Annotated in this window: 11 protein-coding genes and 1 pseudogene; 10 read left to right on the forward strand and 2 right to left on the reverse strand. The window is 63.7% G+C overall.

Going from position 1 to position 11,615, the window contains the following annotated elements; all coding sequences use genetic code 11:
- Window positions 1-83: 83 nt before the first annotated feature.
- The 5 genes from mrdA (at window position 84) to OGV19_RS27805 (ending at window position 5,841) form a co-directional block, all read left to right on the forward strand.
- Window positions 84-1,976, forward strand: a complete 1,893-nt coding sequence (mrdA, locus tag OGV19_RS12920) for a penicillin-binding protein 2 (RefSeq protein WP_264313736.1) — start codon at window positions 84-86, stop codon at window positions 1,974-1,976.
- Window positions 1,977-2,328: 352 nt separating this feature from the next.
- Window positions 2,329-2,889 carry an FMN reductase gene (gene msuE / locus OGV19_RS12925; RefSeq protein WP_264313737.1) on the forward strand — a complete coding sequence of 187 codons (561 nt, stop codon included), beginning with the start codon at window positions 2,329-2,331 and terminating at the stop codon, window positions 2,887-2,889.
- A gap of 9 nt (window positions 2,890-2,898) precedes the next feature.
- Window positions 2,899-4,086 carry an acyl-CoA dehydrogenase family protein gene (locus OGV19_RS12930; RefSeq protein ID WP_264313738.1) on the forward strand — a complete coding sequence of 396 codons (1,188 nt, stop codon included), beginning with the start codon at window positions 2,899-2,901 and terminating at the stop codon, window positions 4,084-4,086.
- Between the two features lie 9 nt (window positions 4,087-4,095).
- Window positions 4,096-5,196: a sigma54-dependent transcriptional activator SfnR gene (gene sfnR, locus OGV19_RS12935; RefSeq protein ID WP_264313739.1), complete on the forward strand. Its 1,101-nt coding sequence runs from the start codon at window positions 4,096-4,098 to the stop codon at window positions 5,194-5,196.
- A 96-nt stretch (window positions 5,197-5,292) separates the two neighbouring features.
- Window positions 5,293-5,841, forward strand: coding sequence for a hypothetical protein (locus OGV19_RS27805; RefSeq protein ID WP_413470122.1), 549 nt, complete (start codon window positions 5,293-5,295; stop codon window positions 5,839-5,841).
- A gap of 294 nt (window positions 5,842-6,135) precedes the next feature.
- Here OGV19_RS27805 and OGV19_RS12945 read toward each other — a convergent pair whose 3' ends face one another.
- A complete protein-coding gene (locus OGV19_RS12945) occupies window positions 6,136-6,765 on the reverse strand; it encodes a glutathione S-transferase family protein (protein ID WP_264313740.1) in 630 nt (209 codons plus the stop codon).
- Window positions 6,766-6,956: 191 nt separating this feature from the next.
- Here OGV19_RS12945 and OGV19_RS12950 point away from each other — a divergent pair, with 191 nt between their 5' ends.
- The 5 genes and pseudogenes from OGV19_RS12950 (at window position 6,957) to OGV19_RS12970 (ending at window position 10,363) form a co-directional block, all read left to right on the forward strand.
- Window positions 6,957-8,276 (forward strand): NAD(P)/FAD-dependent oxidoreductase, encoded by a 1,320-nt coding sequence (locus OGV19_RS12950; RefSeq protein WP_264313741.1) that lies wholly within the window; start codon window positions 6,957-6,959, stop codon window positions 8,274-8,276.
- A gap of 12 nt (window positions 8,277-8,288) precedes the next feature.
- Entirely contained in the window at window positions 8,289-9,059 is a 771-nt protein-coding gene (locus OGV19_RS12955; RefSeq protein ID WP_264313742.1) for an NAD(P)-binding domain-containing protein, read from the forward strand.
- Between the two features lie 259 nt (window positions 9,060-9,318).
- Window positions 9,319-9,615 (forward strand): annotated as a pseudogene (locus OGV19_RS12960) (MFS transporter); the annotation flags it as partial.
- A gap of 47 nt (window positions 9,616-9,662) precedes the next feature.
- The gene (locus OGV19_RS12965) at window positions 9,663-10,013 is read left to right on the forward strand and encodes a cupin domain-containing protein (protein ID WP_264313743.1); all 351 of its coding nucleotides are present in this window, start codon (window positions 9,663-9,665) and stop codon (window positions 10,011-10,013) included.
- Between the two features lie 11 nt (window positions 10,014-10,024).
- Window positions 10,025-10,363 carry a RidA family protein gene (locus tag OGV19_RS12970; RefSeq protein ID WP_264313744.1) on the forward strand — a complete coding sequence of 113 codons (339 nt, stop codon included), beginning with the start codon at window positions 10,025-10,027 and terminating at the stop codon, window positions 10,361-10,363.
- Window positions 10,364-10,489: 126 nt separating this feature from the next.
- On the opposite strand, the gene OGV19_RS12975 is transcribed toward OGV19_RS12970, so the two are convergent.
- Window positions 10,490-11,548 carry a GlxA family transcriptional regulator gene (locus tag OGV19_RS12975; protein WP_264313745.1) on the reverse strand — a complete coding sequence of 353 codons (1,059 nt, stop codon included), beginning with the start codon at window positions 11,546-11,548 and terminating at the stop codon, window positions 10,490-10,492.
- Between the last annotated feature and the right edge of the window lie 67 nt (window positions 11,549-11,615).

Genomic DNA, 11,615 nt, shown 5'->3' on the forward strand with positions numbered 1-11,615 from the left:
CTTGAGGGAAAAGGAGGGGTTGCGTAGCATCGCCGGCCCCGAAGCCGCCGCCCGGCCACACCGTCACCCCCATAGAGCCACCGATGCCGCAACCCATCCCCCTCAAGGACCACGAAAAGGAAAAGCACCTGGTCAACCGCCGGCTCCTGGCCTGCGCCACCCTGGTCTTCAGCCTGGTCGCCGTCCTGGTGGGCCGCCTCTATGTGCTGCAGGTCCTGCAACACGACCAGCAGACTGCCGTGTCGGAAAACAACCGCGTGCACGTACTGCCCATCGCCCCGGAGCGCGGGCTGATCTACGACCGCAACGGCGTGGTGCTGGCTGACAACAAACCCAGTTTCGACCTGACCATGACCCGCGAACGGGCTGGCGATTCGGCCAAGGTGCTGGACGCCCTGGCGCAGGTTCTGAGCCTCGGCGAGGATGACCGCAAACAGTTCGATAAAGACCTGCGCCGTGGCCGCAAGCCCTTCGAGCCGGTCACCCTGATGGTCGGCCTGAACGAAGAGCAGATCGCCCTGATCGCGGTCAATCAGTTCCGCCTGCCTGGCCTTGAGGTAGAGCCGCAGTTCATTCGCGAATACCCGCTCGCCGAGCATTTCGCCCATTCGGTGGGTTACGTTGGGCGCATCAACGAGAAAGAAGCCAAGGCCCTCGACAGCACCGAGTACCGGGGCACGCAGTCGATCGGCAAGACCGGCATCGAGCACTTCTACGAAAGCCAACTGCACGGCCAGGTGGGCTACGAAGAAGTCGAGACCAACGCCCAGGGCCGGGTCATGCGTGTGCTCAACCACAAGGCGCCGATCCCCGGCAAGGACATCACCCTGAGCCTGGATGCCCACCTGCAACTGGCGGCCGAAAAGGCCCTGGGCGACCGCCGCGGCTCGGTGGTGGTGCTGGACCCGGCCAACGGCGATGTGCTGGCGATGGTCAGCAACCCGAGCTTCGACCCCAACCTGTTCGTCAAAGGCATCAGCTTCAAACAGTACGCCGCCCTGCGCGATTCCATCGACCGGCCGCTGTTCAACCGCGTACTGCGCGGCCTGTATGCGCCGGGCTCGACGGTCAAGCCGGAAGTGGCCATCGCCGGCCTCGACAGTGGCGTCATCACGCCCGGCAGCCGGGTGTTCGACCCGGGTTACTACGAGCTGCCCAACTATGCGCACAAGTACCGCAACTGGAACCGCAGCGGCGACGGTTGGGTGGACATGTACACCGCCATCATGCGGTCCAACGACACCTACTTCTACGACCTGGCGCACAAGCTGGGGATCGAGCGCCTGCACGATTACATGGCCGAGTTCGGCCTGGGCCAGAAGGTATCGCTGGACATGTTCGAAGAAGCGTCCGGGCTGATGCCATCCGCGCAATGGAAGCGCGCCACCCGGCGCCAGGCGTGGTTCCCGGGCGAGACCTTGATCCTGGGGATCGGCCAGGGCTACATGCAAGTGACCCCACTGCAGTTGGCCCAGGCCACCAGCCTGCTGGCGAGCAAAGGTGTGTGGCACCGCCCGCACCTGGCCATGACCGTTGGCGGCGAAACGCCGGTCGACCCCAACCCCATGCCCGACATCGTGCTACACGACAAACACGCCTGGGACCAGGTCAGCCAGGGCATGCAGATGGTCATGCACGACCCCCGCGGCATCGCCCGCGCCTCGGCGGCCGGCGCCCAGTACCGTATCGCCGGCAAGAGCGGCACGGCGCAGGTGGTGGCAATCAAGCAAGGCGAGCGTTACAACCGTAACAAGACCCTGGAACGGCATCGCGACAATGCCCTGTTCGTCGGCTTCGCACCGGCCGATCACCCCAGCGTGGTGGTGGCGGTGATGATCGAGAACGGCGAAGCGGGCGGGCGCGTGGCGGGGCCGGTGGTGCGTGAGGTGATGGATGCGTACCTGCTGGATGAGCAGGGGCACCTGAAGCCGGAGTATGCGGGCAATACAGCGACCAAGGTGGTGCCGCACAGTTAGGGTTCGGGTTGCTTGGGGCGCTTTGCGCCCCTTTTCAGACCGGTCCGGCCCCACGGCGAAGCCGCTCCTGTAGGCCAGTGCCACCCCTCGTTAGATCACAAAACAGCATAAGAATATAAATTCTTATTCTTTTTTTGTTATCCCGAAATCCTCTATAACTCTCCCAACTGTACAGCCGCCAACACCTGGCCAACTGTCTGCAGCGCAACACTCGATCAACAACCAGCGCCCACACGGCAACACCTACCCGCGCGCCGAATAATCGCAACACGTTGATCTCTAACAAGATTCAAAAACGGCACGACGATTGCTCCAGCAAAGTCCCCTGCTCACCAGAACCGGAGACTTGCCCATGAGCACCCCACTGAACGTCGTAGCCCTGTCTGGCGGCACTTCCCGCCCCTCGCGCACCCTGGCCCTGACCGAGGCGATCCTCGCGGAATTGGCCGAACACCTGAACATCAAGCCTCACCTCATCGACCTGGGTGAAATTGCCCGCCCCCTGGGCAGCGCCCTGTGGCGCAGCGAGCTGCCGGAGGCGGTGGAGCAGCAACTGCGCCTGGTCGAAAAGGCCGACCTGCTGGTGGTGACCACGCCGGTGTACCGCGGCAGCTTCACCGGGCATTTCAAGCACCTGTTCGACCTGATCGGCCAGGACGCCCTGATCGACACCCCAGTGCTGCTGGCCGCCACCGGTGGCAGTGAGCGCCACGCGCTGGTGCTCGATCACCAGTTGCGCCCGCTGTTCAGTTTCCTCCAGGCCCTGACGCTGCCTATCGGCGTGTTTGCCAGCCAGGCGGAACTGGCCGACTACCGCGTCTCCAGCGAGGCGCTGGCCGCGCGAATTCGCCTGGCCGCCGAGCGTGCCGTGCCGCTGTTCGGTGCCCACCACGCACTGCGCAAAAGCGCCTGAGGAGCGGCCATGAATGCACCTGTAAACACTGCCCCGCGCCCTGCCCTGGCCATCGCCCGCGCGCTCGCCTGGCAGTTCGCCCAGACCGCCGTCGAACGAGACGAACGCGGCGGCACGCCCAAAACCGAGCGCGATGCACTGCGTGACAGTGGCCTGTTGTCACTGGCCATCCCGCAAGCCTTCGGTGGCCAAGGCGCCAGCTGGTACGACACGTTCGAAGTGGTACGCGAGTTCGCCCGGGTCGACAGCTCCATTGCCCACGTCTTCGGCTTCCATCACCTGATGCTGGCCACCGTACGGCTGTTTTCGCGCCCGGATCAATGGCAGCCCTGGTTCGAGCAGACCGCTCGCAAGCAGTGGTTCTGGGGCAATGCCCTCAATCCGTTGGACACACGCACGGTGGTCAAGCACTTCGATGGCTGGTGCGAGTTTTCTGGCAAAAAGAGCTTTTGCTCCGGCGCCAGCGACTCGGAAATGCTGATCGCCTCGGCCGTGGACGAACGCGCTGGCGGCAAGCTGCTGATTGCCGCCATCCCCAGTGGCCGTACCGGCATCAGCCTGCACAGCGACTGGAACAACATCGGCCAGCGCCAGACCGACAGCGGCAGCGCCACGTTCGAACGGGTGCGGGTCGAGCACAATGAACTGCTGCTCGATCCAGGCCCGCTGAGCACGCCGTTCGCGGCCTTGCGCCCGTTGATTGCCCAACTGCACTTCGCCAACCTGTTCCTCGGTATTGCCGAAGGGGCGTTTGAAGAAGCCCGCCAGTACACCCTCAAGGAAAGCCGGCCGTGGTTCCGCTCAAGCGCCACCAGCACCGCCGAGGACCCTTACGTGCTGCGCCATTACGGCGAGTTCTGGGTTGGCCTGGAAAGCGTGCGTTTGCTGATTGAACGCGCCGCCCGCCAGCTCGATGCTGCCTGGGCCAAGGAACATGCCCTCAGCGCCGAAGAACGCGGCGACCTGGCCCTGGCCATCGGCACCGCCAAGGTTGCCGCTAGCCGCCATGGCCTGGATATCTGCAACCGCCTGTTCGAGGTCACCGGTGCTCGTGCCACCCACGCCTCGCTGCGCTTCGACCGCCACTGGCGCAACCTGAGGACACAGACCCTGCACGACCCGGTGGATTACCGCATCCATGAACTCGGCGAATGGGCCCTCAACGACAAACGCCCTGCCCCATCCTTCTATTCCTGAGGATTGCCCATGCAACTGCTGACCCTCCCCCCGTCGCCGACACTGGCCACCTCGATCAGGGCGACTGCACAGGTCTTCGAAGACCCCCGATCACAGGCGCTGCTCGCCCACCTGCAACAGGTCGCGCCCAGTGAGGCCAGCGTGCTGATCATCGGCGAAACCGGCACGGGCAAGGAGCTGGTCGCGCGCCACATCCACAACCTCAGCGGCCGACGTAACGGCCCGTTCGTTGCGGTCAACTGCGGCGCGTTTTCCGAGTCATTGGTCGAGGCCGAGCTGTTCGGCCACGAAAAAGGCGCGTTTACCGGCGCACTGGCGGCCAAGGCCGGCTGGTTCGAGGAGGCTAACGGCGGCACGCTGTTCCTCGATGAGATCGGCGACCTGCCCTTGCCGATCCAGGTCAAGCTGCTGCGCGTGCTGCAGGAGCGCGAAGTGGTACGGCTAGGTTCGCGCAAGAGCATCCCGATCAATGTGCGGGTGCTGGCGGCGACCAACGTGCAATTGGAGAAGGCCATCAATGCCGGGCATTTTCGCGAGGACCTGTATTACCGGCTGAACGTGGTGACCTTGCAGTTGCACCCGCTGCGTGATCGGCCAGGCGACATCCTGCCCCTGGCGCGGCATTTCATTCGCAGCTACAGCGACCGGTTGAGTTACGGGCCGGTGGAGTTGAGCTCGAATGCCCAGACAAAGCTGGTCGAGTATGCGTGGCCGGGCAACATCCGCGAGCTGGAGAACGTCATTCACCACAGTTTGCTGACCTGCGGTGACGGGTTGATTCAGGCGCACGACCTGCGCCTGTCCAACCTGCGTATCGAGCGCCAAGACGAGGAGCCTGGCAACAACCCTGTGGAGGACTTGCTGCAGCGGGCGTTCAGCCGCTTGTACGAGGAGCAGTCGGGGGACCTGTATGAGAAGGTCGAAAACGCCTTGCTGCGCTCGGCCTACCGTTTTTGCCATTACAACCAGGTGCATACCGCGCAGCTGCTGGGGTTGTCGCGCAACATCACCCGGACGCGGCTGATTGCGATTGGCGAGTTGGTGGTGAACAAAAGACGGGGGCAGGAGCAACAGGCCCTGGATAACCGGGTGGTGCGGTTGTCGATCTGAAGTGTGCAGTGTCAGTACCGGCCTCTTCGCGGGCAAGCCCGCTCCCACAGGTGTATCACTGCACTTGAAATCAGTGGTGTACCTGTGGGAGCAGGCTTGCCCGCGAAGAGGCCAGCAAGGCCAACTCAAATACTAAGTGCGGTCACCGCCATGATCGTCTCCGACATCATGATCGGCACCATCATCCGCGCCATGCCCTACACCGTGGGCCTCACCCACATTGTGATTCGCCTCATGGTTGGCTTCATGGTTGGCCTCATGGTTGGCCTCATGGTTGGCCTCATGGTTGGCCTCATGGTTGGCACCATCATCGGCCCCGTTACGACCATTGTCACCACGACCCGAGCTGGCATGCCCACCGCCGTCGCCACTGTGTCCGCTGCCACTGCCGCCATGGCCACCACCTCCGCCACCGCCGCTTCCACCACCATGACCGCCGCCACCTCCGCTGCCACCGTGACCGCCACCGCCACCGCCGCCATGACCTCCACCACCGCCACCATGACCGCCGCCGCCACCACCGCCACCATGACCGCCGCCGCCACCGCCGCCACCATGACCGCCACCTCCTCCACCGCCACCATCCTTCGCATACGCGCTGGAAGCACCGCCAATGGAGTCAGGCACCAACACTGCCGACGCTGACAGAACCGCGCCGATCGCCAAAGCCAACAAGCATTTCTTGAGCATGATGAGCCTCCGCTTGGAGTAGCACGGGGTTACACCTGGTACCCCATGAGTTCCGGCCCCCCCATGGGGCGACCTGCAAACCAGTGCGGCCTTCCCTCTGCAGCAAGTGAACGAGATCCTTCAGGGTCATCTGGCCAGTTGTTGCAGAATATTTCTTACGTTCTGAGCGTAGTCAGGCTGTCCGGCTTGTCACCGACCAGTCATCCGAATGGCGTATTCGCGGGCAAGCCCGCGAATGGGTGGAATCACTTACACAGAAGCTGTCCGAGGCATCAAGTCATACGGGTGCTTCCATCCTGGCGTGCCCTTGATACGCGCTTTCCAGGCCTCAATATGGACAAATTCGTCCAGCGCGATACCCGTATCCTCAGGCATGAACACATACCCCGCCAACGACAGGTCGGCGATGGTCAACCGCCCACCGACCATGAACGGTGTCTTCGCCAAATGCGCATCAACGACGCGATAAGCGGCCGTCGCGCGATCACGCAAAAACTTGGTCACGTCTGATTCGCCCATCTGTTTCAGGCAATAGATGAACCGCAGCGCCGCGTAATAGCTGGTGAACTTGTGGTTGTCGAACAACATCCAGCGCCAGATCTCACGCTTTTCGTCCTCATCCCGTGGGCCGAACTGGCCGGTCTGCTCGGCCAAGTATTCAAGGATCAGGGCTGACTGGGTGAGGGTCTTGCCGGCGTGCTCCAGCACGGGCACCTCGCCCTGCTCGTTCACTTCATCGCGCCAAGATTGCTCACGGGTCTGGCCGTTGAAAAAGTCGACGAACACCGGCTGCCAGGCCTGGCCGGTGAGTTCGAGCATGAGGGCGGCTTTGTAGGCATTACCGGATTCTGCGAAGCAGTGCAGCGTGTATTCGGACATGGCAGACCTTCAGCTTCCTTTGAATGATCGAGGGGGTGCAGGGGCCGTTGCACGGGCCACTCACCGACAACCCGAGCAAATCACGAGCCGCTCGGCAAGGTCAATTCAAAACCTCCCACGACCCGTCACTTCCGTTATATGCCCCCCGCGCGCGCCATGCGACAGTGAAGAAAACAACACGGATAAAACCCATGTACAGAAACACCTCTACCCCCGCGGACGACAACGGTTGCGGCTGGTTCCACCTCAGCCCCATGCGCCAGCCACGCGCCGCGCACCGGGGGCGGAGCGAAGCGCGCTGGGTGGTGCTTGGCGCCGGCTTCACCGGCCTTGCCGCCGCGCGGCAACTGGCGCTGCATCACCCTGACGACGAGATCATCCTGGTGGAGGCCCAGGAAGTCGGCTTCGGCGCCTCGGGGCGCAACTCGGGCTTTGCCATCGACCTGCCCCACGACATCGGCGCACCTGACTACATCGGTGACCTGGCCACTGCGCGGATGAACCTCAAACTCAACCTGCACGCGCAGTCGATACTGCGCAAGTTGATCGACCAGCACGGCATCGACTGCCAGATCCGCCCGGACGGCAAATACCAGGCCGCCGTCGAAGACAAGGGCCTGGCTGTGCTGGAGGCTTACCGCAGCGGCCTGGAAAAACTCGGCCAGCCCTACCAACTGATCGATGCCCGCGACCTGCCCGAGCACTTCGGCACCTCGTTCTACCGCAAGGCGTTGTACACCCCAGGCACCCAGTTGCTGCAGCCGGCCGCCCTGGCCAAAGGCCTGGCAGAAAGCCTGCCCAGCAACGTGACACTGTACGAGCACACCACCATCACCCGCATCGAGCAGGGCACGCGCATCACCCTCAAGCATGCCCACGGCGAGATCGTTGCCGACCAGTTGCTGCTGACCAACAACGCCTTCGCCTCGTACTTTGGCTTTTTGCCGGGCCGACTGCTGCCGATTTTCACCTACGCCAGCATGACCCGCCCGCTGAGCGAGGACGAGCAGGCACGCCTGGGCGGCAAGGCGACCTGGGGCCTGATCCCCGCCGACCCGTTTGGCAGCACCTTGCGGCGCACGCCGGACCAACGCCTGCTGGTGCGCAACAGCTTTAGCTTCAACGCTGACGGCCGCGCCCATCAGCGCCATTTGCAGCGGGCCGGTCGGCAGCACCGGGAATCGTTCGAACGGCGCTTTCCGATGCTCTCGGGCACGCCGTTCGAGTTCACTTGGGGCGGCTCGATGTGCCTGTCGCGCAACCACCTGTCGCACTTCGGCACGCTGGCCCCCAATGTCCACGCCGCCTTGTGCTGCAACGGCCTGGGGATTACCCGGGGTACCGCCACCGGTACCCTGCTGGCCGATTGGCTGAGCGGCGAGCGCGACGAGCTGATCGACTTCCTGCTGGGCTCCGCGGGGCCTAACCGCAACCCACCGGAGCCGCTGCTGAGTATGGGCGTGAACCTGAACCTGCACTGGGGCCAGCGCCGCGCCGGCCTAGAAAGCTGAAAAGGAGGCAACATGCACAGCCTGGGCATTCTCGGGGTCGGCGAGCTGACCGAAAAAGTGGTAGTGGGCCTGCGCCGCAGTGGTTATGACGGCGCGATCCTGCTCTCGCCACGCAACGCCCAGCGCGCCGAAGCGCTGGCCCACTCGCTGGGTTGCCAAGTACTACCGAGCAATCAGGCAGTGGTCGATCAGGCCGAGCTGGTGATGCTGGGCGTGCGCCCACAATCGCTAACAGAACTGGCCAACGAGGTGCGTTTACGCCCAGGGCAACGTTTACTGTCATTGGCGGCGGGGGTGAACCTTGCGCAATTGCACAGGGCCTTTCCGGCGGCCCACTGCGTGCGCGTGATGCTGTCTTACGCGGCGCAACACAACCAGTCCACGGTAGTGGTTTGCCCGCCAGATGCACCGACAGAACAATGCCTGGAGGCCCTGGGCAATCTGGTGGTCCTGCAGGATGAGCCCGCGTTCGAGCTGGCCACGGTGGCCGCGTGCATGAGTGGCTGGTTCTACTTCCTGTTGCACGATTTGCAGCAGTGGCTGACCGACAAAGGCCTGCCGGCAACCGAAGCACGCGCCTTGGTGCTGGGCAACCTGCAGGATTGTGTGACCAGTGCGCAGCAACAGCCCGAGCACACGCTCAAGGCCTTGGGGCAGGCGATTGCCACGCCGGGCACCTTTACCGCCGATGGGCTGGCCGTGTTGATGCATCAGCCGGTGGGGGCCAGTTGGGGGGCGGCCTGTGAGGTGGTGCTGGATGCACTGTTGACCCGGTCTCGGTAGGCGTTTGTGGGCGCGGGCTTGCCCCGCGAATAGAGCCACGCGCTGCATGGCACCGGCTTGGCCGGTGTTCGCGGGGCAAGCCCGCTCCCACAAGCCCCCATACGCCACTCACACCTCGCAATGCCATCCCACGACCCGTCCGAACCGTTATAGGGAGCCCCTGCGGCCCGGTGCCATAGTGCCGCCACGCTCGTGCGTCGGATAACAACAAGAGGTAAATCCAATGTCTGTACCCAAACGCTCCGTCGAAGATGCGCCACTCAATGCGTTCCTGATCAACCGCTTGGGGCGGCGCAAAATGCTGATCCACAGCTTCCTCTGGTCGGGTATGTCGCTGGTGCTGCTGGGCGTGTTCCCCGACGCCTCGCCCACCACCGTGCTGGTGCTGTTTGGTGCCTATGCGGTGCTGATAGGCGGCGCCCAGGTGCTGGAATATGTCTACCCCAACGAATTGTTCCCCACCGAAATCCGCGCATCCACCGTGGGCCTGGCGACCTCGCTGTCGCGTATCGGCGCGGCCGTGGGCACCTACCTGGTGCCTATCTCCCTGCACAGTCACCGTCCTACAAAACCGTCGTTCGTAAAGCCTGAAGGAGCCCAACCATGAGCCAAGTGCTAACCGTTGTCCGCAATGCCGCTGCCACCCCCCTGGGCACGCCAGCCCCTGCCCGCCTGCCAATCGGCGAACCGGTCGCCCAGGCCGCCACGGCACAGGACCAGACCGATGAAGCGGTCGGCGCCAGCATTGGCGTCTGGGAAAGCAGCCCCGGGGTGTTCCGCCGCTACCTGAAAAACCGCGAGTTCAGCCACATCGTCAGTGGCAGCTGCACCTTCACCCCCGACGGCGGCGAGCCGGTCGAGCTGCGGGCGGGCGACGCGGTGCTGTTCCCGGAGAACTGCGAAGGCGTGTGGGACATCCGCGAGACCCTGCGCAAGACCTACGTGTTGTTCTAAGGAGCGCGTTGATGATCGAACGTATCAACCCCGGCAAACGTGCCAGTCAGATGGTGCTGGTGGATGGCCGCCTGGAAACTTCGGGAATCGTCGCCCTCGCGCCGGGCGATATCGCCAGCCAGACGCGTTGCGTACTGGCACAGCTGGAGCAGTGGCTGGCGCAGGTCGGCGCTGGCAAGGGCAACCTGACCCGCGTACAGATCTGGCTGGCCGACATGGGGGAGTTTGCGGCGATGAATGAGGTGTATGACGCCTGGGTGGGTGAGCAGCCACCGGTGCGGGCGTGTGTGGGGGCTGCGCTGGCGGCGCCTGAGTATCGGGTCGAGATTCAGGCTTTTGGCCAGCTTTGAGCGCGCAGGGGCCGCGTTGCGGCCCATTCGCGGGGCAAGCCCGCTCCCACAGGTATGCACAGTTTCAACTTCTCTAGCCTATCTGTGGGAGTGGGCTTGCCCCGCGAATGGGCCAGCAAGGTTTGATTACAGCTCCGGGTCCAACCCCACTTTGTCTCCATGCCAGTCGAACCGCTCCACCTCATGCCTGCGCTTGCGGAAGCTGTAAGGCGTCTCGCCGTACTGTTTGCGGAACCACAAGATGAAGTGCGACGCATCGGAAAACCCACACGCCAAAGCAATGGTGGTGATGTTCTGGCTGGTATTCACCAGCAAGCGCCGGGCATGGTCCAGGCGCAACTTGCGCCAGTAGTTGGCCGGTGGTTCCTGGGTGTTGGCGACGAATTCCCGGTGCAACTGCCGCGGGTGGGTACCCACCGCCTCGGCCACGGCCTTGAGCGTCATCGATGCGTCCAGGTTGGCGCGCATGAAGGCGATGGCCCGCTGCACACGGTCGTTCTGGTAGACGCATTCGCTGGCAGCCTGGTCGTCTTGCTCATCGGCCCGCTCATCCACCAGCAGGTATTCCAGGCCTTTTTGCGCCCGCACCGCACCGCAATGCCTGCGGATCAGGTTGGCCGCCAGGTCGATCGCCGTGCCACCCGGGCAGGTGATGATGCCGCGGTCATCCACATAGCTCTTGTCGATAACGGCAGTGGACAGCGGGAAGCGCTCCTTGAACTCATCGCGCAAAGTGAAATGCAGCGCGCAACGCCGGCCATCGAGCAGGCCAGCCTTGCCCAGCACGAACGAGCCCGAACACAGGGCGATGATCGGGATGTTGGCGGCATACACCTCACGCAACGCGTCGAGCAGCCAGTCGGGTGGGTTGCGCGTTTCACCCAGCAGCCCGCCCGCCAGCACGATGTAGTCGTACTGGGCAAACAGGTTGAGTGGCTTGGTCGGCGAAATGGGCATGCCACAACTGGCGGTGATCGGCTGGTCGTCGAGGGTCATCCAGTCCCACTGGCAATACACCTGCTGACTGCGGAACGACTTGTCGGCGGCAAAGCGCAACGAGTCGACCAGGCCAGCGACCGGGACCAGGGTGAACTGGTTGAGAAGGATGAAACCGACCCGCAGTTCGGGCTTGATCTGCGAGACGGTTTCGGAGGGCTGCGGTTGTTGGTGTTGTTGGGCGACCATGGACGCTGCTCACATGACATCCGAAGTGAATGACATTTTAGGCGTCTTCAGGTGTCCGTCCTATCAC

Origin of the sequence: Pseudomonas putida, from assembly GCF_025905425.1 — a bacterium.
GTDB classification, from domain to species: domain Bacteria; phylum Pseudomonadota; class Gammaproteobacteria; order Pseudomonadales; family Pseudomonadaceae; genus Aquipseudomonas; species Aquipseudomonas putida_AF.

Bases quoted from the DNA above. Each gene is read 5' to 3' on its own strand.
- mrdA (WP_264313736.1), top strand. From the start codon at position 84: ATGCCGCAACCCATCCCCCTCAAGGACCACGAAAAGGAAAAGCACCTG.
- msuE (WP_264313737.1), top strand. From the start codon at position 2,329: ATGAGCACCCCACTGAACGTCGTAGCCCTGTCTGGCGGCACTTCCCGC.
- OGV19_RS12930 (WP_264313738.1), top strand. From the start codon at position 2,899: ATGAATGCACCTGTAAACACTGCCCCGCGCCCTGCCCTGGCCATCGCC.
- sfnR (WP_264313739.1), top strand. From the start codon at position 4,096: ATGCAACTGCTGACCCTCCCCCCGTCGCCGACACTGGCCACCTCGATC.
- OGV19_RS12945 (WP_264313740.1), bottom strand. From the start codon at position 6,765: ATGTCCGAATACACGCTGCACTGCTTCGCAGAATCCGGTAATGCCTAC.
- OGV19_RS12950 (WP_264313741.1), top strand. From the start codon at position 6,957: ATGTACAGAAACACCTCTACCCCCGCGGACGACAACGGTTGCGGCTGG.
- OGV19_RS12955 (WP_264313742.1), top strand. From the start codon at position 8,289: ATGCACAGCCTGGGCATTCTCGGGGTCGGCGAGCTGACCGAAAAAGTG.
- OGV19_RS12965 (WP_264313743.1), top strand. From the start codon at position 9,663: ATGAGCCAAGTGCTAACCGTTGTCCGCAATGCCGCTGCCACCCCCCTG.
- OGV19_RS12970 (WP_264313744.1), top strand. From the start codon at position 10,025: ATGATCGAACGTATCAACCCCGGCAAACGTGCCAGTCAGATGGTGCTG.
- OGV19_RS12975 (WP_264313745.1), bottom strand. From the start codon at position 11,548: ATGGTCGCCCAACAACACCAACAACCGCAGCCCTCCGAAACCGTCTCG.